The organism is Solidesulfovibrio carbinolicus (assembly GCF_004135975.1).
In the GTDB taxonomy this organism is placed as follows: Bacteria; Desulfobacterota; Desulfovibrionia; order Desulfovibrionales; family Desulfovibrionaceae; genus Solidesulfovibrio; species Solidesulfovibrio carbinolicus.
The window spans coordinates 4,141,203-4,164,278 of record NZ_CP026538.1 but is presented as its reverse complement, the minus strand read 5'-3'; the positions used below and the strand labels follow the sequence as shown (position 1 = coordinate 4,164,278).

Sequence of the window (23,076 nt, the reverse complement as noted above, 5' to 3'; positions counted from 1 at the left end):
AGCCGTGATTTTACGGCCAGACCGCCTTGTTTTTGGCGGCGATGACACCCTCGACGTCCTCAGCCTGTCGGACCGCCTTTTTCACGGTCAGCCGCGCTCGCTCCACCTGCCGGCCGTAGGCCCGCCACTTTTCGGCAGCGGCCAGCACGGCCATGGCCACTTCGCCGGCGGAGTCGGCGGTGATGCCGATCTCGCTGAAAATGTCCGGGTACTCGCCCTCGGTCGGGTTGTCGTCTTGCAGAAGCGCCCGGGCTTGGCGTTCTTTTGCCTGATAAGCGGCCATCTGGCCGGAACCCGGCGTCAGCACGGCGTTGCGCCGCTGTTCGGCCTCGGCGTCGATGGCGTTGCAGGCCGAGGATTTGGCGGCGTCCACATTCACGGCCCAGGCCTGCCCGATCTCCACGGGCGTGTCGTCGGGGACGGTGAGGATGAGGCTGCTGGAGTAGTCCGAGATGCCGGATAGATTTTGGGCGTCTGGGTGCTGCGCCGCGACGACCTCCCCTTTTATAACCAGTTGCATATGTTACCCCGCGTTGTACGATGCGTTGTTGCCAAAAGTATTCAAGGCTGGCGAGTAATTGGCGGCGTTGTTGCGCATTATGGTATAGGATGACAGTGATCTGACAAATCCCCCGTCATATGAAGTAATTCCGGTGTTGGAGCATGAATCAATAATGGTTATTTGAGAAGAATTAAGCAATATCTTTCCTCCGCTTTCCGCATATGGACCATAAATGCACGATTTTGAAACAAAATTATAAAGGCTCCCTATCCCGTTCATTTGCGCTCTAAGAGCGCGCCCAAATCCCTTGACGATGCACCCCGTAATAGATTGGTTTAGCGGCTGCGCAATATTGAAGGGAGTATTGTACGACGTTGGGCTTGAACAATCGAAGCGAATCCCCTGGATGCTTTTAAGTGGCTTGTTTATAGCGAAGACGTTTATATCGACAACCCTAACAATTACCCTGTTGCATGCTTTGATAACAACGTATCCCCCTCCGACCGTTGCCGAGGCAATCGTCTCGGCCGAGCAGGTAATGACGGTATTGGTGCCATCGTAGCTGACGCCAGACACCACATACGCGCCATTGAGTCCGCTCGTGCTGCTGCCGATCAGGCCGATGATGTCCCCGACCTGGATCGAGCCCGTATAATTCCCAGTCACAGTGATCGTTTTGGCCGTCGTGTCGATGGCCGAGATGGGTACAGTCGTCTCGGCTGATGTATTGCCGAAAATCTGTATTTTGTCCGCGTCCGGGTGATCAATCGTGATCGTGCTCGAAATCGAGTACGTCCCGTCCGCCACCCGGATCGTCACCGTCATGCCCGAGGCGATGAGCTTTCCGGCGATGCTGGAGAGCGCCTTGTGGATTGAGGCGAACGGCGTGGCGGACGAACCGTCGCCGCTCGCGTCGCTGCCGGTGGTGGCCACGTAAATGGTTGTATTGGTGGTGATCAGTCCTTTTACGGCGGCGGCCAATCCGGCCGGGGTCACGGCCTTGGCGGCGCTGGCGCCGGCTTGGGTCTCGACGGCGCTGGCCAGGGACACCAACCCCGAAACACCGGTGGAAGCGGCCGGCAGGGCGTCGCGGCCGCCTGGGGCGTGCAGCGCCGCATGGGCGCACAGGGACTCGGGCACATCATTGCCGTGGAGGACTTCGGCCAGATTGGCGGTCAGCGCCGCGCCGCCGTCCATGGCCGTGGCGACTACGGTGCGGCCGGTCTCGGCGTCATGGCTGGAGGACGCCACCGTGCCAAACAAAACCCCGTCGGTCCCGCAGTCGGCCCGCAGCCGCAAGCCGGGCGCGAACGCGCCGACGAAGGAATCCCCGGCAGCGTTGAACACGGCGAACGTGTCGGATGCCAGGAAGGCCACGCTATCGTAAACGGGAATGGTCATGTCTTGCCTCATGAAAATCGCGGCCGCACCGTGAAGCTGGCCGTCCGGCCCAGGCCGGACCAGTCGCCCAGGGTCAGCGCGGCCTGGAGTTTATAGACGCCGGCCTCGGCCAGATCGCCGGGCCGGGTGACATAGCGCAGTCTGGCGGCGTCCTGGCCCGGGCCGGCCACGGCCGCCGGCCAGGAACGGACCGCGCCCGAGGGCAGGCGCACGCGAAGGGCGGGGCTGGCCGCGCCGGTCAGGTCCCGGACGCAGTCGACCAGGATTTCCAGACCCACGTCGCCTTGATAGATGGTGTCTGCCATGGGTTCCTCACGTCTGTTCGATGTCAATGGCTGAAGAGAGGCCAAGCCGCGTCACCAGGAAGGAGCGTAGCCGGGTCGCCGTCGTTGGCGGCGAGCAAAGGCGCGCTACCTCACGGATGCCCGTGCCGGCCAAGCAGGTCCGGGGCGCGGCGGATAGGCCGGCTGGACCGACCGGCGCGACCGCCGACGCCGCTGTTGCGGCCCCCCGGGCGGCCGACTCCACAGCGGCCCTGGCGGCAAGCGGCTCCGCCAGGGCCGCTGCGACCGCTTCCCGGAGGGCGGCGGACAGGGCGGCCGATGTCGCCGGCGCTTGGGTGGCTGCAGCCGTGGCGGCCGGTCGCGTCTCCATGCGAACGGCCAGGTCCCCGCCGCCGGGGTCGGCCCGGGCCGCGCCCGCGCCGCCAACGGCAGTCGCGGCGGCCACCGGCCGGCCTACCGTCGCCTCCACTGCCTGTCCGGCCATTTTTCCCCAGGCCGCCGTCAGGGCGGTCCAGGCGGCTGCGGCATTGCTCCACGGCCCGCTCATGCCCTACTCCAGAGCCAGGACGCCCGAGGCGTCGAACCGGACGGAAAACGTGCCGCCGGTGACGCCCCGGTCCGTGCCGAAGTCCAGCAGGCAGACCAGGGGATTGGTCCGGCCGGCGACGGTCTTGGCCACGTAGATGAGCGCGTAGCGGGCCGTGATGGAGGCCTGGCTCCAGCTCGGGTCGGCGGCGGCCAGTGCGGCGCTCGTGCCGGCCAGGGTCCAGGCCACGCCCGAAAGCGTTTGGCCGCCGGCCGTGTAGCCCGCGCCCGAGGCTTCGCTGGCCGCCACGTCGGCCAGGGCGGCATGGCCGGCCGAGGGGACGTAGGCGCTGGTGAGCAGGGCGCAGCGCACCGTGTCGGCGGCCAGGTCGAAATGCCCCTTGCCCAGACCTTCCTTGAAACTCGCGTAGATGAGATCGGCCATGATTGCCTCCTGTGTCGCGCCGGGGCCGCCAGGAAAGACCGCGTTCCCGTACGGGAGCGCGTCCTGGGCCGGGCCGGCGGCGGTTTGCGGCGTTACACCCGGTAGTTGTAGTTGTGGTTGAAGCTCTCGCGGGAGCCGTTGGAGCGGGAGGTGGATTCGCTGACCGAACGCTGGGTGGACTCGGTGGTCGAGGTGGTGGTGCGCTCGCCCACGGATTCGCTGAAGCCGATCTGCGCCGTGGCGCTGACGGCGTTTAAGGCGCTGGCCGCCATCTGGGCCGAAATCTGCGCGCCGGAACGGATTTTTTCCGATTCCAGGCGCAGTTCGCCCAGCGAGTTTTGCAGCAGCATGTCGGCTTCCTTGATCGAGGCTTCGGCCGCCTTGAGGAAGGCGTCCACCTGGGAGGCATGGTCTCGGGAGCGCAGTTCGTTTTGGGCTCCGTCAGCCTTGAGCACGGCGTCGTAGAGGCCCAGGGCCAGTTCCTTTTCCTTGAGCAGCGTGTCGGCCTTGGCCTGGGCCTGGCGCAGCTCGGCCTCGAACCGGGCCACGTCGGCCTTGTAGGCTTCCAGGCGGGTGTCGTTTTCCCGGGCGGCCACGGCCAGCCGGGTCTCGGCCGCCGTCTTGGCCGCCTCGACCTCGCCGCCGTAGGCCCGGACCTGTTCGGCGTAGATGCGCGCCTTGGCTTCCTCCCCGGCCAGTGCGGCGGCGTGGGCATTAAAGCGTGCCGTGTTGGCGTTGACCGCCGCCACATAGCCCGCCACCTGGGCCTCGTAGGCGGAAAGCCGGTCGCGCCCCAGCGACGCCTTGGCCGCCGCGCCCTCCATGCGGGCCTTGTACAGGCCGATCATGGCCGTGACCCCGGACAGCTCGGCCAGGTAGAGATCGGCCGCCTGTTTTTGAACCTCGCCAGCCAGGCGCGCCCCCTCGACCCGGGCCTTGTAGGCCTCCAGTTCCGACAACCCGGCCCGGATGCGGGCCTCGAACACGGCGGCGTCGGCCTGATAGCGGGCCAGCTGGGCATTGTGCACGGCCACTTCGGCGGCAAGCCCCTCGTAGCCGAACCGGGCCAGTTCCCGGGCCGCCTCAAAGGACCGGGCGGCGCGCTGGTTGACCAGGTCGATGTCCTGGGCTTCCAGGGCCAGGGCCTGGTCCACGGCGGCCCGGCCGTTTTGGGCGGCCATCTCGGCTTGCCGGACCAGCAGATCGAGGCTGTGGCCGGCGAGCCCTTCGGCCGCGTCGGCCCTGGCGGCCCGCAGCAGGGCGGCCATGGGGCCGCCTAGGCCGGTCGCGCCCCGGGCGGCGAAGTCGTCGGACACGTCCTTGAGCTTTTGGGCCAGGGCGTCGTCCACCCGGCGTTTGGCGCGTTCCCACAGGCCTTCCTCAAGCTCCGGGCCGTAGCCGGCCCCGCCGGCGCGCACCTCGGCTTCCAGACGCTGGGCCAGGGCCCGGCGCAGGGAGGACTCGTGGCGCTCCTCGCCTGGTACCACATAGAGGTTGCCCGGAGCGGGCATGTCGGGCAGGGGCGGGCGCTGCCCCTCGAAGGTCGGGGTGACGGCCGTGGTCAGCTCGGGGATGACCAGGGGCGAAAAGACCGGCGGCGCGGGCAGGACGAGGGCCGGCTCGGCCGGGAGTTCGAGGTCGGGCAGGTTCGGCGCGTCGCCCGGCGGCCGGGGCAGCTCCATGGCCGGGGCGGCGGGCAGGACGATGTCCGGCGCGACGGTCCGAAAGGCCGGGATCTCGATGCCGTCGAGGTCGAGGTCCGTGAGTCGCGGCAGGATCGGGGCGGCCACGGTGTCCAGGGCCACGCCGGGGAGTTCCGGCGGCTGGGGCACGCCCGAGTAGGCCGGGGCGGCCGGCAGCTCGGGCAGGTGGTCCTTGGGATAGGTCACCCGGGTCAGCCCGCCCAGACGGGCCAGAAAGCTCGTGGCCGAATGCCAGGCGTCGTTGGCGTAGTTCTGGGCCGTCTCGAACTTGTTGCGCACAATGCCGGCCGCGTCGTTTTGCTCGCTCATGCCTCCTCCTTGACGATGGTGACGGGGGTAAGGCCCTGGGCCACGGCCTGGGCCGTTTCGTGGTCATCGGCCACAAACAGGCCCGACAGGGCCTCCAGGGACAGCAGCCAGGCTTGGCCGGGCGACAGGGCGTAGTGGAAAAAGCGCGGCAGGCCCACGTCCATGGCCGCGTTCATGCGGTAGGCGGCGATGGCCTCGCCGCCCTCGCCGCTGCGAAGGGTCCAGGCGTTGACCCCGCTGGCCTGGTAGGTGCAAGCCGCGTCCAGGGCGCACAGGGGCATTTTCCCCCCGTAGGCCGCGCCCTGGGCCTGATCCTCGCGTACGACATAGAGCCGCACGGTTTCGTCGGTTTCATGGGTCATGACGACATGATGCCAGACCCCGATTTCCAGGGGATCGGACACGGCCGGAGTCGTGCCGAACTGGTTTTCAAAATGCGACAGCCGGGCGGCCAGCAGCCGGTTGCCGCCGGTGACGAACACCCCGGCCGCCTGGACGCCCATCTCGAAGCCGTCGGGATAGGGGTAGGGGTTGCCCTGGCCGTCCAAATACGTTTCGCCGGCCAGGCGCGGGGCTTCGGGACACGGGGCGCTGGCCCGGCGCGCGCCGGCGATGCGGTCCGGCGTGCCGGCGAAGTTTTCGTTCCAGGGTGACCAGGGATAGACGGCGTCCTCTTCCCAGTCGGGATGGCGATGAGGCGAGCAGAAGCCGATCAGGGGCGACAGGTCGCCCGGGCAGTCCTTGAGGAAGTCCCCACCGTCCTGGCTTCGCAGCAGATAGGTCCGCACCGGGTTGCGCACCCCCCGGGCGTCGAAGTCGTAGTCGTATTCCAGGGGCGCGGTCAGGCGCACCAGGCAGCTCACGGAAAAGGGCGCGTCGTCCGGGATATGCTCCCGGCCGTAGAGCAGGCCCGAGGCCGCCCCCCCGGGCAGGCGAAAGACGCCGACGTCGCGGGCGATGCCGGCTTGCGGCAGTCCGGCGTAGGCCGGCAGTCCGGCCTCGTCCGCCGGGATGACGGTGACGGCCGCGCCCAGGCCCAGGGTCCAGCCGGCCAGCGTGCCGTGGGGCACGGCGTTTTGGAGATCGGCTAGGCCTTCGTAGCGGGCCAGGCAGTCCGGGATGGCGTAGAAGTCGCCGTCGCGCCGCCGCTTGGGCGTTGGCGCGCTCCGGGGCTCGTCGTCGGCTTCCCGGCGGCGGCCTGGCCCCAGGGTCACGTACTCCTGGCCGCCTACCCGGCGGCACAGGACCGTTTCGCCGGTGGCCAGGCGCGAGCGCCGTTCGTAAACGGGCAGATCGAAGACGTTTTCCCGGCGCATGATGTCGAGTTCCCGAAGGCCCGCACGCCGCAGCCGGGCCGGTTCGTCGCCGCCGACAGCCAGGCGCAGGCGCGGCGTGGGTGCAAAGTCGTCGTCCATCACGGCCTCCGGTCTAGGTCGGTAAACCGGGCTTCCAGGGCGGCGATGGCAAGGAGCGCGCCGTCGTCGGCCTGCAAGCTGATGGACCAGCTATGGCCGTAGCCCCGGCCGAACCGGCAAGCGGCCCGGCCGGGCAGCCCGTCCCGGCCGGCCGGTCCGAGTTCGCCCCAGGATTGCGTGCCGGCGTCGCTGACGGCAGTGATCGCCGCCTGGCCATCAGCCAGACCGTCCAGGGCCAGGCCGGCCAACCGGGCCGGGCCGGGGCAAATAACCGGCGGCAGGGTCAGGCGCACCGGGATGGCCACGCCGTCGTCGCTGTCGCCGCCGACGCGATAAAGGGCCACGCCGTCGCTGAAAACCACCCGGCCGTTGTGCAGGCAGGCGCAGGCCACGGGCAGGCCGTTTACGGCCGTTGCCGCGCCCGAGGCCAACTCCAGGGAAAGTCCTTCACCCGTCATGTCCATTCCTCCCCGTTGCCCCGGCCGGCAAGGCCCAGGCGTTGTGCGCGTCCCAGGCCGGCCGCGACCGGGCCGCCAAGAGCCACAGCCGCCAGGGCCAGGCTTTCCGGCCGGCCCGACCCGTCCGGGAACAGGCACGGGAGCGTTGCCGCGCTGTCCCCCAGCGGCCCGGCCAGGCCGATCCCGGCCCCTCGCGGCGGCCACAAGCGGCAGGCAGCAAAGCCGGCCGCGCCGGCCAGGCCCCAGGCCCGGCAGTCTGGGCAAGGGAGCCGGCCCTGGCCTGAAACCAGGGCGGCCTGGACAGCCTGTCCCAGGCCGGCCCACTCCGGCAGTCCGGCGGCGGCCTGCCCGCCGCCGCCGCCAAACCCGGTTCCGCCCCAACCGGGCAGGGGCAGCCCGCAAAGCCCGCCGGCCAAGGCGGCAAGGCCAAGGCTCGGCCAGGCGAGGCCGGCGCGGCTGTACCCGGCCCGCCCGACAACGGTCGGCGCGGCCAGGGTCGGGGCAGCGCGCGCGCCGGTCTGGCTGGACGCTTCCCAGCCGGCCGGCAAATCGGCTTCAGCTGCCGCACCGTGGGCCGCCCCGGCCCGGCAGGCCGGCCGGGGCAGGACAACGCCATCGCCGGCCGCCCGGGCGAAAAAGACCGCCGCCTCCTGGCGCACCGGGAAAAACGCGCCGCTGGTCAAGGCGTAGTCCACGAAGACGTAGATATTGGGGTCGCCCATGGCCGGCAGGGCGGCCATGGGGCCTTGGGTCGGACCCAGAGTCCAGTCCAGGGCGGTCCAACGGCCGTCGCCGCGCCGCCGCCAGGCCACCCAGGCATGGCCGTCGCGGTTGGCCCCCACCCGGCCAAAGACCGTGACGATGCGGTCGGCCGGCAGGCCGGCGGCCAGCATCAGGCCGTGGAGCAATATGGCTCCGTCCTCGCAGTCGCCCTGTCCAAGGGCCAAGGTGGCCGGGGCGCAGCGCCAGGCGTCGTCGGCGTCGGCCACGTAGGTCAGCGCCCTGGCGGTCCTGTCCAGAAGCGCCAGGGCGATGGCGTCGTCACCAGATGGCAGGCCGGCCACGGCCTCGGCCAGGTCCGGGTCGCCGACGCCGAGCAGGGCAACAGCCCGGGCGGCGTCCACGACCCCGGTCAGGGCCGGGCTTTCCAGGGAACAGGACTGGCCCCGGGCGATAAGCCTCGGCAGACGCGGCGCGCCGCTGCCCCGGCGGGAAAGGTCGGACAGGCCCAGCACGGTAAGGGGCAAGGTCAGCGCGGCCCAGGCTCCGCCGCCGGCCAGGGCGAACAGCGGGACCAGCACGGCCTCGGCCAAGGCCGGGATGGTCCCTGTGGCGGCGGCCTGAACCGGGGGAAGCGTGGTTTCGCCGACGCCCGGCCGCCAGCCGGCCTGGCTGGCCTGGATCTCCAGTATGGGCAGACGCGCGGCGGCGGCGGGCTGCCAGGAGCCTTGGGCCAGGGCGGCCGGCAGAGGCAGGGCCAGGCCGTGGCCGGCCGTGACCACGCCGCAGGTCCCGGTTGCGGCGGCGGCCAGGTCGAGGACGACAAGGCTGCGGGCGTTAAGCGCCTCCTCGGGCAGGGCCTCCATGGCGAAAAGATACTCGTCAAGGCTGGCCATCATGCCCCCTTGCCGGGCTTTGGTCCGGCAGCAAACGCCAGCGCAGGCCGGCGAACGCGGCCGGCACGCCCCGTCCGGACAATCCGGCCGGATCGGCGCTCGGTCCGGCCGCCGCCGTCATGAGCGCCCCGCTTGGGCCGGCCTGTTCCGCCACGACCAGGGGCGGCACGGAGAACTGTTGCTGTTTCATGGCTGGTCCTTTTGGGCTGGGCCGGGCGTCAGGCCGTGCGGCCGTAGAAGACGAGTTCGGAGATGTTGTAGTTGCCGTTCTTGTCGGGTTTGAAGGCCGAGACCACCAGCCGGTAGCTCAGGTAGTAGTGGTCGTTGGCGCAATCGAGACGCTCGGACAGGAACACGCCGTCATCCCAGTAGTCCGCTGGCTCGTCGTAAAAGGGGCTGGCCGTGGCCACCCGCATCCCGCCGTAGTTGGTCGCGGTGTAGAGGGTGGTCCAGCTGACCTCGTCGTTTGAGGCCTCGAAACGGAAGTCCGTGGGGCAGGCGCAGGGGCCGTAGCCGTAGGGGCAGTAATGATTGCTGAAAAGGCCTGACGCGAACTGGAAGGCCGTGACGCGGATGGGCGCGTCGAAGCGCACCCCGACAAATTCCGGCACGGCGTTTTTGGGGTCCGGGGCCCAGCAGCCGTTGCGGCCGTCGCTGGAACTGATGCTAAAGGAATGGACGGAATGGGGGCCGGGCACGCCGCAGGTGGAGTAGAACACCTCGCCCTCGACCCACAGCAGGGCGTCGTCATCGCCCGGCACGTGGCCCAAGGCGTCGCGGAAGCGGTGGCGCACGAGCAGGTCGCGGTAAAAGTCGGTCTGGGCCGGATCAAGGGCGGCGGCGGCGACGGTGGAGCCGGTCTGGTAGTAGACGAGGGAACTGGGCATGGGACTCTCCTAGAACCCGACGGCGACGTCGCCGGCCAGTTGCAGCCGGCCGCGCACGATGCGCCCGCCGGCCGGAATGTCGCCGGTAAACCAGGTGGCCCGCACCCGGTCGGTTTCTGCCGTATCCTGGGCGTCCTCCAGCCAGATGGCCTCGGGGGCGACGGACGGCGGGGGCACGGGGCCAGAGGCCGGGATGCGCGTCTCCCAGACGTCCACGGTCTCGAAGGCGCGGCAAAGCCCGGCGGCTTCCAGGCGCAGGCCCTTGACCACGGCCAGGCTGAACCAGGCGGCGTCGGCGGCGGCCAGATAGAATCGCCCCAGGCCGTAGTGGGAAATCTTGAGGTTGTAGTGATCGTCGTCGCCGGTGTCGGCGTAGATGATTTCGGTTGTGGGGATAGGCTGGCCCACGGTGAGGTCGCCGAAGGTTTGGCCGCTTTTGGGGGTTTGGGCCAGGGTGACCCGGCTGCCGAAGGAGTAGGGCGTGCCCGGGCGCTCGGAAAAGGCCCGGCCGCAGACGACCCGGATGCGGGGCGGAAAACCCTCGAAGCGGCAGGGCAGGGACTGCGGATAGAGGTCGGCCATGGCCTGTCCTTGGGCGCGCGGCCCGGGAGGGGGTTAACGGGGCCGGGACGGATTCCCGGCCCCCGGGATCGCGCCGCCTGGGCAATGCCCCAGGCGGCGCAGGAGCGTTTCGAGACGTGGCCTGGCTAGGACGCCGGCATGGTGACCACGAAGCTGTCGATGGTGGTGGTGGCGCCGGCGGTAATCGCTGTGGAGCTCATGTTGAGCTGGGCCCCGGAGGTGGAAACCGAGCCGTCGAAGCGGGCATGGCCGGCGTCGGCCCCGGTGGTGCGGTCGTTGGCGTAGAACCGGAACCAGCCGGCCGTGCCCGAAGTGGTGGCCGCGCCGGACCAGACTTCGCCGGCCGCCTTGGCGCAGGCCCCGGAGGCCGGGGCGGCGAAGTTCAGCCCGTTTGTGGGCGTGCCCGGGGTGAAGGTCCCGGAGGAGACGGTGATTTCCAGCAGGGGCGTGGCCCCTTCGCCGTCGTCGGCCGTGGCCGGCTGGACGCCCGGGAAGATGCGGATCACGCCGTTTTGCATGATGTCCTTGAAGCTGGCCGTGCCGAGCAGCATGTTGCGAAGGCCGGTGGAAAGACGAAGCGCCATGGGAATCTCCTGGGCAAAAGGGTTGGCGGCCAGGGGCCGGGGAGGTTTCAGATGCGGTCAAAAAGCAGGTAGCGCCCGCGCGTAGCCACGGCGGCGGCCCGGCCGGAGATGGGCACGGGCACGGCGGCCAGGCGTTTGACGGTTCCGCCGGGAAGCCCGAGCCAGATGCCGTCGCTGCCGGCCCAGACGGCGGCGTCTCCCCCAAGCGGCTGGCCGGCCACGGCTTCGTGGCGGCCGGCGGTCAGCCGGGCCAGGCTGCCCGGGATGGGCGGTGTCGGGCAGACCCGGGCGAAGGTCATGGTCCTGGGGTCGTTGCCGGCCACGTAGCTCACGCCGGCCTCGTCGCCGACGTAGAGTCCGCCGGTCACCGCCGCCAGCAGGCGCGCCCGGCCGACAACGGGCGGCAGATAGCCGGCCAGGGCGTCCACCCAGTCGAAGAGGCCGGCCCCTTCGGTGAAGTGGACAAGCGCCCCGGAGGCGATCCAGATGCGGCCGGCATGGAAGGCCAGTTCATGGCCCACCGGCGGCGGCCCGAAGCGGTCCAGGCGGTCCGGGCCGGGATAGCGTTCCCCGGCCCAGGGTTGGGCCTGGCCCTGGCGCAGGCGGCCGTTTTCGCAGCCGTTGGCGTAGTAGACGTCGTCGCCGACCGGCAGCCAGGCCATGGGCGCGCCGGGCGTCAGCCCCCCGCGCAGGAGCCTGGGCTGGCCCTGGCCGGGGATCAGGTAGAGCCCATCCCCGGCGACGCCGTAGAGGTCGCCCCCGCCGGAGCACAGTTCGGTGAAGCCGAACCCGGCCAGGCGCTCGTAACCCGGCCGGCGGACCAGGCGGCCCTCGATCACGTCCACGTTGACGGCCTCGGCCAGGGCATAGCGGCCTGTGTCCGGGTCGCAGACCAGCCCGGCCGGGGCGGCCGAAGCCCCCAGGCCCAGGCAGGACTTCAGGCGCACGACCCGGCTCACGGCCAGTCCTCGCCAAAGCCGTACGGGTCGGCGGCCGAGGGGATGTCGGCCGGCGCGGTCTGGCGCGGGCTGGTCGTGGCCGTCAGCTCGGCCAGCAAGGCCTCGTAGCGTTTGCCGTAGGCGGCGGTTTGGGTTTTGGCCCCGTCGGCCCCTTCCTCCAGGCGCTCGAACAGCTCCCGGCAGGCGTAGGCGACCAGCAGCGGCCCGGCCAGATGGACGGGCAACCCCTCGGGCTTGTCCCCGGGCGCGGCCAGGGGGGCGGGCAGGCGTCCGTATTCGAAGCCGATGATGACATCCCCCGCCGGCACGGGCCGGACATGGAGCCGGCCGCCGGCCAGTGCGGCCAGGCGCGGCCGGCCGGGGCGCGTGGCCGGGCAGGACCGCCGCAGGGCGGCCAGGTCCGGGGCCAGCCGGACCCGGCCGCGGGCGGGGAGGAGGAAGGCATCGACGGGAGCATGGAGGAGATCGGCCGGCAAGGGCGCGTCGGCCTGCCCCGAGGCCAGGGGAATCTCGGCCCAGGCGGCCAGATCGGGCAGGCGCGCGGCGGCGGCGGCGGCGAGCAGGCCCCGGCCAAGGGCCTGGGCCACGTCGTCCTCGGACACCGACGGGTCGCCGACGATGCCCGACACTTCGGCGGTAAGCCCGGCCAGGCTGTCAGGCACGGCGCGGCGTATCCCCTGGGCGTCGGCCCGGGGCAGGTTCATGGCGGCCATGGCCATGGCGTTCTCCGTTGGTTGGGGGTGGGTCGGGGCGGACCTGGGTCGCGTCCCGGCAACACGTTGGGGGCTGTTTTGTTTTAGGGGAGCGGCCTAATCGAGGGTGAGCAGGCAAGGCTGATGCTTGCCGTCGGCAAAGGCGGCGGCAAAGGCCACGCCGGCCACGGGCTGGTCCACGTCGAGGCTGGCGTTCATGGCGGCCAGGCTCCCGGCAGCCGGACCGGGCACGAGCATGGAACCCACGGCGGCCGTGCCGGCGGCCAGGCAGCAGGCCACGCCCCCGGTCTGGGCGAAGAAGTAGTGCCTGGCCGGCACGTCGCAGACGGCGACCCCGGCCGGCAGGTTTTCCTCGCTGGCCGACACGGCCGCGCCGCACCAGGGCGAGGGGATAAGCGAGACCACGGAGGTGGCGGTGAGCGCCGCCCGCACCGGTTCGGCCAGGGTGATGACGGTGGTGCCGCCAGCAGGGCAAGCGGTGTTGGACAGGATGCGATGCTGTCGGCCGCCACCGTCGTTGGCGGCCACTTGCAGATAGCCGTCCTCGTAGGCGTTTTCGGCCACGGGCGCGGCCCCGACGACCAGGCTCACGACGCGGTCGCCGATAGCGGCCGGGGTGGCGGCGCGGCCGGTGTGGGCGGCCACGGCGGCCGGGGCCATGACCAGGGAGCCGGCCGGCACGGGGGAACTCCCGGCCTTGGCGTAGCGGAACTTGCGGCCGTCGGCGGTGATGCGCAGCGCGCCCACGGCTTCGCGTTTGGCCGGCGAGGTTTCGCCCACGTCCTGGGTAAAGGAAAGCTTCATGGGTTGGGCCATTTTTGCCTCCGATGGTTGGCGGTTAGGACAGATTGGCGTGACAGGCGTGGGCCTTGCGGTTGGAGCAGATGAGGTTGCCGTGCCACAGGATCTTCATGGAGCGCCCGGCCGGTCCGGCCAGATCGACCCAGGGCTGGCGGGCGAAAAAGCCGTTTTGGTGGATGGCGAAGCCCAGGTGGTTGGTGTTGACGGTGAAGAGGTGGCCGGCCGGGCAGTAGTCGTCGGCGGCCAGCACCATGCCTTCGTAGACGAGGTGGGCGAACCCGGCCTGGGCCACGCCGTCGTCGGTGACGAAGCGCTGCTGGACCTGCAGGATGCGGGAGACCTTGTTGTAGAGGGCCTCGGTGGTGACGGCCACGTTGGGCTTGCCGTCGCGGCCATCGGAGACCTTGGCGGCGCTGCGCAGGGTCTGCAGGGTCTCCAGGCTCATGGTCTCGGCGTCGGCCACGGTGACGCCCTTCCAGGGCTTGGAGCCGTCGGCGGCCACGAGGTCGTTTTCGGCGATGCCGCCGTAGGCCTTGTCGGGATCGGGGCTGGTCAGGGCCCGCAGGCCGGTCAGGGTCGGGGCCTCGTCGCCGGCGGCGGAATAGAGCGTGGCGGCCAGCCAGCCCGAGCAGGTGCGCTGGGCGGTTTCGAGCTTCTGGGTGACGAACTGGACCACGGCGTAGTCCCCGGCGGCGGCCACCTCGTCGGTGAGGTAGACGGTGGCGTTGCCGTAGGCGTGCTTCCAGTTGAAGGCGGCGGCGTTGATGGTGACGCGGTCGTCGCTGGAGAGCGTGTCGGCCCGGGTGAAAAAGCCGCCTTCGCTGTCGGAGTAGGACAGGGGCACCCGGATCTTCTCGCCCCCGGCCGGGCGCTCGAACAGGCCGGCCTGGCGGTTCATGAGCAGGTCGAGCAAAAACGAGTTGCGGAAGTAGATGTCCACGGCCCGGCCGCCGGCGGCGGCGAAATAGTCGTTGGTGATGGCTTCGATTTCACTGAGCGAAAGGGACATGCGGGTTCCTCCTTGGGGTTACAGGCCGGCGTCGCGGCGGCGGGCGGCCATGCGGGCGGCCAGGACGGCATGGACGCCGCCGAACCGGTCCGGGGCTTCAAGCTGGGGATCGTCGGCCCGGCCGCGCTGGGGAGTCCCTGAAGGCGCGCCCAGGGCGACGCTGCCGCGCCGGGCGCGCAACCGCTCCATGGCCGCGGCCTCGCCTTCGGCCAGGGCTTTTTGGCGCACGCGCTCGGTTTCTTCCTGATTCGCCTTTCCGGCCTCGGCCAGGTGGTGGGCGAAGTAGGCCCCGACCTCGTCCAGGAGCGGGTTTTCGCGCTGCCTGGCGGCCAGCGCGCCGTTTTCCCGCAGCGCCTCGAAGTCCGGGTGTTCGGCGGCAAAGCGCTGGGCCAGTTCGGCTCGCTGCGAGGCGGCGCGCCGGGCTTCGAGGTTTTCCAGACGGGCCTCGATGAGGGCGTCGAGGCGGGCCTCCAGGTCGCTAAAGACCGATTCCAGGCCGGCGATGCCGGGGTCGGTCCCGGCCTCGGTTCCCGGAGCTGCCCCGGGGGCAGGACCGGCGGTTGGCGCGGCGGCGGGATGGGTCGGCTGTTCCATGGTTCCCTCATAGGTGGGCTGGGGTTGGCGCGTCGGGCCGGGCCGGGCGCGGCCCAACCCTTGGCGCAAAGTATGGTCCCGGGCGCTGCCGGCGCAGTTTTGGGCGCACGAAGCCATGGCGGCCGTGGCGGCTGCCCGGGAAGAACGGTCGGGAAACGGAGGTCTGTCAGCGTCCGGCGCGGCGTCAGACCCGGCCGCAACGCGCCTTGTGACGTTCGAGAACTTCCCGGGAGAGGGCCGGGCCGGGGTCCGGACGGCGGCCGCGTTCCTCGCCGGGCTCCTGGGGACGGATGCCCTCGCCGCGCAGGAACCGGCGGTAGTTGGCCCGGCTGGGTTCGGCCAAAAAGGCCCGGACATGGGGCGCGGACGAGGTCTTGTCGGCCACGGCCGTGACGGATGGGAGCCAGTCGGCGTCTGCCCGGTAGCCGCGCCCCACCGACAGCAAGCGCTTGGCCGAGCCGCCGCAGGCGCAAATGTTTTCGGTCCGGTCCATGGGGGCCATGGCTTCGAACTCCCGGCCGCAGACCCGGCAGGCGAAATCATACAGCGGCATTTTTGCTCTCCCTTCCTTGTCCAGACACCGACGTGCCCCGTCTCATGGCCCCCATCACCCCTTTTCCCCGGCCAAGGGGGGCCGGGGGGGATTATCCCCCCCGGCGGGGGAGCTCGAGGGGGCAGCGCCCCCTCGATCCTCCAACCTCGCCAGCACGGCGGCTCGGTCGTCCCAGTCGAGTTTTTCGAGGAGATCGCGGCGGTCGATGGCCTCCATGTCGTAGAGGGCCAGGGCTTCCTCGCGGCGTTGGACCCGGGAGACGGGCATGGTGGAGCCGGCGACAACGGTGAGCCGGGCCGGCACGCGGCAGGCCTCGCCCCTGAGAGGGGCTATGGCGATGGCCCCGTTTTCGGCGAAGCTGATCCAGCGTTCCTGGGCGTACCAGTTTTGCATGTGGCTTAAAAACATCCGGCCGCGTTCGCGCACCAGGCGCGAGTAGTTGCGGATCTTGCCGCGCAGCAGGGTGGAGGCCTGTTCGATGAGCGCGGCGATGGCCTTGTAGGCGACCACGGGATGGTCCGGGGAGGCGGCCCGCTCCAGCTCGCCGATGCCCGAGATCTGGCTGAACAGTTCCCGATAGATGGCCAGGACGCTTTCGATGTCCCGGGTGTTGTTGGCGAAGTCCAGGTAGCGGATGCCCTGGGCGGCGGCCATGGAGGTCGGGTTGACGATGCCCAGGCGGTTGGTGAAGGCGGCGTTGTCCACGCCCGAGTCGCGGGGGTTGATGATCTTGGGCCGGGCGCAGCGGTCCTTGTGATACGTGAGCTGGGACAGGCATTTGTTGATTTCGAGCTGCAGCTCGGCCAGCTGCTCGAAGTCCGAGGCTCCCCAGATGGTGGTGGGGTCGGTCAGCGAATTAGCCAGGGCAAAGGGGTAGCGGTCATAGAGATAGCTGGCCATGGCCTGGTCCAGGGGCAGGGCGGGGTTGACGGACGGATTGGGCTGGTCGGACAGGACCAGCGTTCCTGGGCCGGCCACGACGACGCAGCGGATAAAGCCGGGATACAGCGGCCCGTCGTCGGTCATGGTGTAGTCGCGCGTCCAGCATTCGCACACGAGCACCGTGTCCTGGCCCAGGGCGTCGCCGCCGCCGGCGCCGGCCAGCTGGCGCAGCACCTCGCCGAAGCGGGTGAAAAGCCCTTGCCGCCGGCCGTCGCCCAGGAGCACTTCGCGCCGGCCGTCGCCGAGGTCGGCCAAGGTCGCGGCGTCGCTTTTGAGTTGGCCCGCCGCCTCGGGCCAGCGCCGGGCCGCCTGGCGCAGGCTCATGGGCGCGAAGTGCAGCACGGCCTCGGCTTCCTGGAGGTCCAGGCAGTTGGTGGGATAGACGCCGAAGGCAAAGGGATCGACGTTTATGGTGCGCACTTCGCCCAGGCCGTATTCCAGTTCCGGGTCGAAGACGACTTTTTCCACGGCCAGGCCGTAGGTCTCGCCGTTTATGACCGAGCGTTCGAACACGGCCTGCTGTTCCTGTTCGTTCCACCACCAGGCGGCGGCGCGCTCCAGGACGCGGTAGACGTCCTCGTCGCCCACCGGGCTGACCCGGCTGACGTTGAAGGTCGGGTGGTTGTCGGTGAGCAGGTTGACGGTGCGCTGGCGGTGCAGGTGCAGGAGATTGGCTCCCAGGCGCGGCAGGCCGGGCTGGGCCGGCCCCTGCCAACAGCGACCCTGGCCCAGGCGGTAGTTGCGGGTCCAGGCCTCGGCCAGGCCCAGGCGGGCCTTGTCGCGCACCACGGTTTCGAGAAGCTCGAAGACGCGACGGCCCACGCGCTGGGGCTCGGCGGCCGGGGGCAGGAGCTGGTTGACAGTGTCGGTCATCGACTTCTCCGGTTGGGCTTGTCGCGTTTGGGGATCGGGCCGGGGCTGGCGGGTTTCGGGTCGGGGCAGCCGGTTTCGGGCTGCTCCGGTGCGGGAAGCGGCCAGGTTCCCTGGTCGGTTTCGAGGCTCTTGGCCCCGTCCGGGGCGTACCCCTGGGGATGGTGGCGACACTGGGGGCAGCGCGCCGCCTCCCAGGGGACGTCCGGGGGGAAGGGCGGCGGGAACCCCGGCTCCAGAGGCTCGAACACGGCGCTGGTCAGCGGCGGGATCAGGCGGGCGGGGTCGCAGGCGGCAATGGGGGCGTGGCACAAGCGGCAGCGCAGGATCATGTTCGGGTCTCCTTTCGCGGCGGCTGTTCCCGCCGCCCTCAAGACCCACAAGTCCATGGAAACCGGCCGCGAACCAGCCAGTTTTCGTCAAAACATGCGGCGTTTTCCGACTGGTCCGCTGGGAGATTGAAAGAAAATTCACAAGCACGTGTCGAAAAGACCGCATTTCCCGTTGTGACTCCAACGGCTTTCGACTAGCTTTCCTTGAATTCTAAATTTTTGCCTCGGAGGAGACCACTATGCTTGGCATGGAGAAGAAAGTCCGGGCGATGTATGGCGATGACGTCGAGAGCAAGGTCGGCAATCCGGCCGTTGAGGCGAAGGAAACGGCCAATTCGGCCCGGGCCGGCCTGGCCATCGGGATTTTGGCCATTGTGTTGGCCCTGGGCGTGTATGTCGCCCTGGACGCCAAACTGTCCGTGGTGACCCAGTCCGTGGCCGACGTGCCGGCCAAGGTGGCGGCCATGGACGCCAAGATCGCGGCCTTTGACGCCCTGCCGGGCAAGCTGCGCAAGGAAATGGCGGCGGCGCGTCTGGCCGAGCTGGCCGCCACGGCCGACGCCCTGGCCGTCACCCTCGAGGGCGACGCCAACAAGGCGTCCCTGGCCAAGGTTTCCGAGATGATCAAGCAGCTCAAGGCCGACGTCGCCAAGTAGCGACGGGCCGCCCGAAGGCATGGGGCCGCGCCGACTGTTCCGGATGCGGCCTCATGGCCTTCCCACCGGCCTGCGCCGCAGGCTTACGGGGTTCCCCCGGGCCTTTTATAGGCCAACGCTGAAAAAACGGCCGCATCCAGGCAAGGATGCGGCCGTTTTCATTGGTGAAGAGAGCGTCCGGGGATCAGTCCGGGCCGACGAACCGGTCGTCGGAGCGCGTCTGCCCCACGGTCTGGCCGCGTCCTTCCAGCCAGCCGCTTCGCACCGGGCCGGCCGGGGCGTCGAAGGCCGGGGCATAGGGCTTGATGTCGAGAAGCGGCGTGCCGTCGAGCATGTCCGCGCCGCGAACGGTCAGCACGTTGCCCGCAACCGACACCACCTCCACCACGGACAACCCGATAGGGTTGGGCCGTTTGGGGGCGCGGGTGGCGAAAAGCCCGCGCGGCGTGTCGTCGAGATAGGGCGTCACCGTGGTCTTGTAGCCCGAGGACTCGTGGAAGCAGTAAATGAGGTAGACGTGGGAAAAGCCGTCCACGTCGGCCAGGGCCGGAGCCAGTTCGGGGTCAAGCTCCACCCGGCCCAGGCTTTCCCTGGCGCCGCCGGGCTGGATGGGCATCCCTTCGAGGGCGGCGTAGGGTGTGCGGATCACGCCGATGGGACGCAGGGCGATGGATGTTTCCGGGGGCATGGCGATCTCCTGTTACGTGTCGGCCTCGAAGGCTTCGCTGGCCCGGGATACGCCGTAAGCCATGGCCATGGCCGCGATGCCGATGGCCGGGGCGTAGTAGGCCGGCGCGGCCAGGGCGAAGCGGATAAGCAGGGTGGCCAGGGCGAAGCCGGAATTGCGGAAGATCGAATGGAAGGCCGGCTGATAGGTGTGGGACAACAGCACGATGAAGATGTCGCTGAAGATGAGCACGGTATAAAACACCGAAAAAAACGGATGGACATGGCCGGTGGTCATGGCCTGCCAGCCGATCCAGGCCCCGTAGGCGAGGAACGCCAGCAGCAGGCAGAAGGCCAGGAACTTCTTCGTGGCCACGAAGGGATAGAGCCACGGGCCTTTCTTGCCCTGGGCGCGTTTGCGGTAGCGGCGGTAGTACAGGCCAAGGCCCATGAACACGATCAGCGCGCCGGCCCCGTCGGCCAGCATGGGCAACAACACGTCCACGGCTTCAAGGAGGACGATGGGTTCGTGCAGATGGACGAGTTCCTTGAAGGCGTCGCGCAATAAAATCAGGCACAAGACCTCGAACTGCTTGCCCAGCGACTTGGTCACCGAACAGGGCAGGACGAAGATGAGGTCCACGACTTCCTGGATCAGCACCAGGGTGAAAGCCAGGCTGATGGCGTAGAAATGGGACATGGGGGTCATGCGGGCCAGAAACGGCGGCAGCAGTCCCCGGATGTTGAGTTCGATGCCGATCAGGCCGATGAGAAAGGCCACGACTTGGCTCACGGCCACGACCCGACGGGTTTTGGGGTGCTCCCAAAAGGAGTGCAGGGGGTCGAAGAGATCGGTGGCGAGTTCGTAAAACGTGCTCATGGGGTATTCCTGGCAGGCTTATGCACCATGCCCCCCTGAAAGGGAAGCCTCTTTTCCGTCGGGCACTTGCCATGGGGCGTGGGTTGCGTCATATACGGTCAAGCGTCGTTTCTCCTTTATGCGCCGTCCGACGCCGCCAGACAAACGCCCTGGAGAGGTTCATGAAAGCACCGCGCGACTGGTCCATCAGCCTCAAGATCGCCATTGTCTTCATTGCCATGCTGACGGCCCTGTCGGGCTTCACCATGCTGTATTTTCTCTACGAGCTCGGCCAATACCGCGAGGAAAGCGGCCTTGAGCTGCGAACCCGACTCATGGCCGAGGCCAAGGAGCGTCAACGTCAGGCCGTAGGCCAGGCTTATGACGTCATCAAATACTTCTACGACGTTTCCCAGGATGACGCGGCGCTGAAAAAACGCGCCCATGATCATTTAAAAGCCGTGGTGGACGCGGTCGCGGGCCAGGCCAAGGCCTATTACGACGCCCATAAAGACAACATGCCCCGCGAGGAAATCGAAGCGCAGATCAAGGCCATGGTCCGCCAGGCCCGCTTCGACGGCGACAACTACATCTGGATCAACGACCTGTCCCCCCGCATGGTCATGCACCCGACCCAGCCGGCCCTGGAAGGCCAGGACATCTCGGGCTACCGCGATCCCAAGGGCACGGCCCTTTTCCAGGAAATGGTCAAGGCGGCCAAGGACAAGGGCCAGGGCATGGTGGCCTACCTGTGGGACAAGCCCGGGGCCAAAAACGATCCCAAGCTCAAGGTTTCCTACGTGCGCCTTGTGCCCGAACTGGGCTGGATCTTCGGTTCCGGGGCCTGGGTGGAGGACGAGACGGCCCGGCTGCAGGCCGAAGCCAAGGCCCAGCTGTCCAAGATGCGCCTGCCAGACGGCAACTATTTCTTCATCTACGACAACACCCGGCCCATCCCGCGCGTGGTCATGCACCCCATCCGCCCGGATTTCGACGGCAAGGTCCTGGATTCGGCCCAGTTCGACCGGGCCACGTCCATGAACCCGGGCGCCCAGGCCGCCGCAGTCCCCTATCCCGGCGGCAAGACCAACATCGCCACGGGCATGGCCGACGCCGTGGCCGCCACCGGCGAAGGCTTCGTCAGCTACGCCTGGCCCAAACCCCAGGCCAGCGGCGGCGAAACCAGCGAATCCTACCCCAAACTCAGCTACGTCAAGCTGTTCAAACCCTGGAACTGGATCGTGGGCATGGGCGACTACGTGGACGGCATCGACCGCGAAGTGGCCACGCAAGCCGCCCAGCTCGACCAGGCCGTGCGGGCCATCGTCGTCAAGCTGGTCATCTTCTCCATTGTCTTCCTTATCGGCATGGCCGCCCTGTGTCTGCTTACGGTGCGCCGGCTGCTCAACCGGCCGATCTCAGCCATTGTCTCCTACGCCGACAAGGTGGCCGGCGGCGACTTGGCCGCCGAGCCCGCCTCGGGGCTGACCGCCGAAATGGCCAGCCTGGCCGCTTCCATCAGCGCCATGGTGGACCACCTCAAGACCGAATTGGAATTCGCCAAGGGCATCCTCAACTCCGTAACCCTGCCCTGCGTGGTGGCCGCCCCGGACGGCAAGATCACCCTGGTCAACCGCTGGCTGGCCCACTTCCTGGGCGAGAAAAAAGAACCCGAGGCCTACGTCGGCCGACACATGAACGACGTGTTCGCCAGCCACGTCATCGTCTCCCAGGTCCTTGGCGACGTCATGAGCCGCCGGGAAATCATGACCAACGTCGAATACGACGGCCGTTACGCCTGGGGCGAGCGTTTCTTCATCAAAATCGACGCCGCGCCCATAAACGACGGCGCCGGCCGCATACTCGGCGTTTTCGCCATGCTGGCCACGCTCACCAAGGTCAAAATGCAGCAGGAAGCCCTGGCCGAACAAAACCGGCTCATCGCCGCCGCCGCCAACACCGCCGAAGGCATCTCGGCCAAGGTGGCCGACAACGCCCGGGACCTGGCCGAACGCATCGACCGCACCAATGAAGGCGTGTCCTACCAGCGCCAACGCAGCATTGAAACCGCCACGGCCATGGAGGAAATGAACGCCTCGGTGCTGGAAGTGGCCCAAAACGCCGGCCTGGCCGCCGGCAGCGCCGACGAGGCCAAGGAGAAGGCCCGCCAAGGCTCGGACATGGTGCGCCAGGTCGTGGCCGCCATTGAGGACGTGAGGGCCATGGCCGAGACGCTTCGCGGCGACATGGCCGAACTCGACAAGACCGCCGAAAATATCGGCCGTGTGCTGGAGGTCATCTCCGACATCGCCGACCAGACCAACTTGCTGGCGCTCAACGCCGCCATCGAGGCCGCCCGGGCCGGCGACGCTGGGCGCGGCTTTGCCGTGGTGGCCGACGAGGTGCGCAAACTGGCCGAAAAAACCATGACCGCCACCCGCGAGGTCGGCCAGGCCATCACCGCCGTGCAGCAGGCCGCCAGGCGCGGCAACCAGGAAACCGTCCGGGCCGCCGAAGCCGTGTCGCGCAGCACCGACCTGGCCGAAGCCGCCGGCGAAGCCCTGGCCGCCATTGTCGGCATGGTCGACAGCACCGCCGATCAGGTCCGGGCCATCGCCACGGCCGCCGAACAGCAATCGGCCACGGCCGCCGAGATCAGCCGGGCCACCGAGGAAGTCAGCCGCATCGCCGAAGACATCCGCGCCGGCATGGACGCCTCGGTGGACGCCGTGCGCGGCCTCAACGACGAAACCCGGGAACTCGGCGCACTCATCGAACACATGCAGACCAGCGGCGAGGCCGAGGCCGAAGACCAGCCGCGCCGCCTGCCGTCCTGACCCTCAAACGCCCAAGGAGCATCGCCCGTGGCCCGAATCCTCATCGTCGACGACGCCGCCATCACCCGCACCATGCTGCGCGGCATCCTGGAAAAAGCCGGCCACCAGGTGGCCGAAGCCGCCGACGGCGACGCCGCCATAGCCGCCTTCCGTGAGACCCCGGCCCAGGCCGCCTTCGTCGATATCTTCATGCCCGGCAAGGAAGGGCTGGCCACCATCAAGGAACTCCTCGAACTGGCCCCAAGCCTGCCCATCATCGCCATCAGCGCCGGCAGCACCTTCACCGACACCGAAACCCTGGGCTGGGCCAAAAGCTACGGCGCGAAATTCACCCTGCCCAAACCCCTGGCCGCCGCCGCCGTTCTGGAGACTTTGGGGCAGATATTTAAGTAAGTGAGTGGGAGAGGAAGAGGAAGAGCAAGACGAAGAGCGGGCTCTGCCCGCACCCGCCGGGGGCCTGAGGCCCCCGGACCCTCCATCGGGGTTATGGCAAGGGCTGGGGTAGTGTCGGCGGGCGGGGGTGAAGCAGGGGAAAAGAGCGCTGGCGAGTTGGGGGCTGGGATTTGGGGTGTTC

General features: G+C 69.0%; 26 protein-coding genes. 3 read left to right on the top strand and 23 right to left on the bottom strand.

All coding sequences use genetic code 11. The annotated features are described in order from the left end of the window. Positions 1-10 precede the first annotated feature (10 nt). The 21 genes from C3Y92_RS18655 to C3Y92_RS18555 all read right to left on the bottom strand — a co-directional run bounded on the left by C3Y92_RS18655 (position 11) and on the right by C3Y92_RS18555 (position 17,484). Complete coding sequence (locus tag C3Y92_RS18655) at positions 11-520, bottom strand: hypothetical protein (protein ID WP_129355159.1); 510 nt, start codon at positions 518-520, stop codon at positions 11-13. Between the two features lie 3 nt (positions 521-523). Further along, positions 524-1,903 carry a hypothetical protein gene (locus tag C3Y92_RS18650; protein WP_129355157.1) on the bottom strand — a complete coding sequence of 460 codons (1,380 nt, stop codon included), beginning with the start codon at positions 1,901-1,903 and terminating at the stop codon, positions 524-526. A gap of 8 nt (positions 1,904-1,911) precedes the next feature. Further along, a complete protein-coding gene (locus tag C3Y92_RS18645) occupies positions 1,912-2,208 on the bottom strand; it encodes a hypothetical protein (RefSeq protein WP_129355155.1) in 297 nt (98 codons plus the stop codon). A 7-nt stretch (positions 2,209-2,215) separates the two neighbouring features. Next, the gene (locus tag C3Y92_RS18640) at positions 2,216-2,734 is read right to left on the bottom strand and encodes a hypothetical protein (RefSeq protein ID WP_129355153.1); all 519 of its coding nucleotides are present in this window, start codon (positions 2,732-2,734) and stop codon (positions 2,216-2,218) included. Positions 2,735-2,737: 3 nt separating this feature from the next. Continuing rightward, positions 2,738-3,157: a hypothetical protein gene (locus C3Y92_RS18635; protein WP_129355151.1), complete on the bottom strand. Its 420-nt coding sequence runs from the start codon at positions 3,155-3,157 to the stop codon at positions 2,738-2,740. Positions 3,158-3,249: 92 nt separating this feature from the next. Then, the gene (locus C3Y92_RS18630; protein ID WP_129355149.1) at positions 3,250-5,169 is read right to left on the bottom strand and encodes a coiled-coil domain-containing protein; all 1,920 of its coding nucleotides are present in this window, start codon (positions 5,167-5,169) and stop codon (positions 3,250-3,252) included. Next, positions 5,166-6,584: a LamG domain-containing protein gene (locus C3Y92_RS18625; RefSeq protein WP_129355147.1), complete on the bottom strand. Its 1,419-nt coding sequence runs from the start codon at positions 6,582-6,584 to the stop codon at positions 5,166-5,168. Before C3Y92_RS18625 ends, C3Y92_RS18630 begins: the two co-directional genes overlap by 4 nt. Beyond that, positions 6,584-7,042, bottom strand: a complete 459-nt coding sequence (locus C3Y92_RS18620; RefSeq protein ID WP_129355145.1) for a hypothetical protein — start codon at positions 7,040-7,042, stop codon at positions 6,584-6,586. The genes C3Y92_RS18625 and C3Y92_RS18620 overlap by 1 nt, the downstream gene beginning before the upstream one ends. Beyond that, positions 7,039-8,658: a transglutaminase-like domain-containing protein gene (locus C3Y92_RS18615; RefSeq protein WP_235669538.1), complete on the bottom strand. Its 1,620-nt coding sequence runs from the start codon at positions 8,656-8,658 to the stop codon at positions 7,039-7,041. The genes C3Y92_RS18620 and C3Y92_RS18615 overlap by 4 nt, the downstream gene beginning before the upstream one ends. Next, a complete protein-coding gene (locus C3Y92_RS18610; RefSeq protein WP_129355141.1) occupies positions 8,645-8,848 on the bottom strand; it encodes a hypothetical protein in 204 nt (67 codons plus the stop codon). The genes C3Y92_RS18615 and C3Y92_RS18610 overlap by 14 nt, the downstream gene beginning before the upstream one ends. Positions 8,849-8,876: 28 nt before the next feature. Further along, on the bottom strand, positions 8,877-9,545 hold the full coding sequence (locus C3Y92_RS18605; RefSeq protein WP_129355139.1) for a hypothetical protein: 669 nt from the start codon (positions 9,543-9,545) through the stop codon (positions 8,877-8,879). Between the two features lie 9 nt (positions 9,546-9,554). Then, positions 9,555-10,127 carry a hypothetical protein gene (locus C3Y92_RS18600; RefSeq protein ID WP_129355137.1) on the bottom strand — a complete coding sequence of 191 codons (573 nt, stop codon included), beginning with the start codon at positions 10,125-10,127 and terminating at the stop codon, positions 9,555-9,557. A 125-nt stretch (positions 10,128-10,252) separates the two neighbouring features. Further along, the gene (locus C3Y92_RS18595; RefSeq protein WP_129355135.1) at positions 10,253-10,711 is read right to left on the bottom strand and encodes a hypothetical protein; all 459 of its coding nucleotides are present in this window, start codon (positions 10,709-10,711) and stop codon (positions 10,253-10,255) included. Between the two features lie 47 nt (positions 10,712-10,758). After that, positions 10,759-11,670: a hypothetical protein gene (locus C3Y92_RS18590; protein ID WP_129355133.1), complete on the bottom strand. Its 912-nt coding sequence runs from the start codon at positions 11,668-11,670 to the stop codon at positions 10,759-10,761. Beyond that, a complete protein-coding gene (locus C3Y92_RS18585) occupies positions 11,667-12,389 on the bottom strand; it encodes a phage adaptor protein (RefSeq protein ID WP_129355131.1) in 723 nt (240 codons plus the stop codon). The genes C3Y92_RS18590 and C3Y92_RS18585 overlap by 4 nt, the downstream gene beginning before the upstream one ends. Before the next feature lie 90 nt (positions 12,390-12,479). Continuing rightward, the gene (locus tag C3Y92_RS18580; RefSeq protein ID WP_129355129.1) at positions 12,480-13,199 is read right to left on the bottom strand and encodes a hypothetical protein; all 720 of its coding nucleotides are present in this window, start codon (positions 13,197-13,199) and stop codon (positions 12,480-12,482) included. A gap of 22 nt (positions 13,200-13,221) precedes the next feature. Further along, the gene (locus C3Y92_RS18575; RefSeq protein ID WP_129355127.1) at positions 13,222-14,193 is read right to left on the bottom strand and encodes a phage major capsid protein; all 972 of its coding nucleotides are present in this window, start codon (positions 14,191-14,193) and stop codon (positions 13,222-13,224) included. An 18-nt stretch (positions 14,194-14,211) separates the two neighbouring features. After that, a complete protein-coding gene (locus tag C3Y92_RS18570; RefSeq protein ID WP_129355125.1) occupies positions 14,212-14,787 on the bottom strand; it encodes a hypothetical protein in 576 nt (191 codons plus the stop codon). Positions 14,788-14,971: 184 nt separating this feature from the next. Next, positions 14,972-15,340 (bottom strand): zinc ribbon domain-containing protein, encoded by a 369-nt coding sequence (locus C3Y92_RS18565; protein ID WP_129355123.1) that lies wholly within the window; start codon positions 15,338-15,340, stop codon positions 14,972-14,974. Positions 15,341-15,394: 54 nt separating this feature from the next. Beyond that, positions 15,395-17,155 (bottom strand): hypothetical protein, encoded by a 1,761-nt coding sequence (locus C3Y92_RS18560; protein ID WP_129355121.1) that lies wholly within the window; start codon positions 17,153-17,155, stop codon positions 15,395-15,397. After that, on the bottom strand, positions 17,152-17,484 hold the full coding sequence (locus C3Y92_RS18555; RefSeq protein ID WP_129355119.1) for a hypothetical protein: 333 nt from the start codon (positions 17,482-17,484) through the stop codon (positions 17,152-17,154). Before C3Y92_RS18555 ends, C3Y92_RS18560 begins: the two co-directional genes overlap by 4 nt. A gap of 239 nt (positions 17,485-17,723) precedes the next feature. Between C3Y92_RS18555 and C3Y92_RS18550 the strand changes: the two genes are divergently transcribed. Then, on the top strand, positions 17,724-18,140 hold the full coding sequence (locus C3Y92_RS18550; protein WP_012750003.1) for a hypothetical protein: 417 nt from the start codon (positions 17,724-17,726) through the stop codon (positions 18,138-18,140). A 184-nt stretch (positions 18,141-18,324) separates the two neighbouring features. Here C3Y92_RS18550 and tsaA read toward each other — a convergent pair whose 3' ends face one another. Both tsaA and C3Y92_RS18540 read right to left on the bottom strand, forming a co-directional pair. Continuing rightward, the gene (tsaA, locus tag C3Y92_RS18545) at positions 18,325-18,828 is read right to left on the bottom strand and encodes a tRNA (N6-threonylcarbamoyladenosine(37)-N6)-methyltransferase TrmO (RefSeq protein ID WP_129355117.1); all 504 of its coding nucleotides are present in this window, start codon (positions 18,826-18,828) and stop codon (positions 18,325-18,327) included. A 12-nt stretch (positions 18,829-18,840) separates the two neighbouring features. Next, positions 18,841-19,686 (bottom strand): hypothetical protein, encoded by an 846-nt coding sequence (locus tag C3Y92_RS18540; protein WP_129355115.1) that lies wholly within the window; start codon positions 19,684-19,686, stop codon positions 18,841-18,843. A 161-nt stretch (positions 19,687-19,847) separates the two neighbouring features. Between C3Y92_RS18540 and C3Y92_RS18535 the strand changes: the two genes are divergently transcribed. Together C3Y92_RS18535 and C3Y92_RS18530 are read left to right on the top strand one after the other, a co-directional pair. Then, complete coding sequence (locus C3Y92_RS18535; protein WP_129355113.1) at positions 19,848-22,502, top strand: methyl-accepting chemotaxis protein; 2,655 nt, start codon at positions 19,848-19,850, stop codon at positions 22,500-22,502. Between the two features lie 27 nt (positions 22,503-22,529). Then, entirely contained in the window at positions 22,530-22,895 is a 366-nt protein-coding gene (locus C3Y92_RS18530) for a response regulator (protein ID WP_129355111.1), read from the top strand. Positions 22,896-23,076 lie beyond the last annotated feature (181 nt).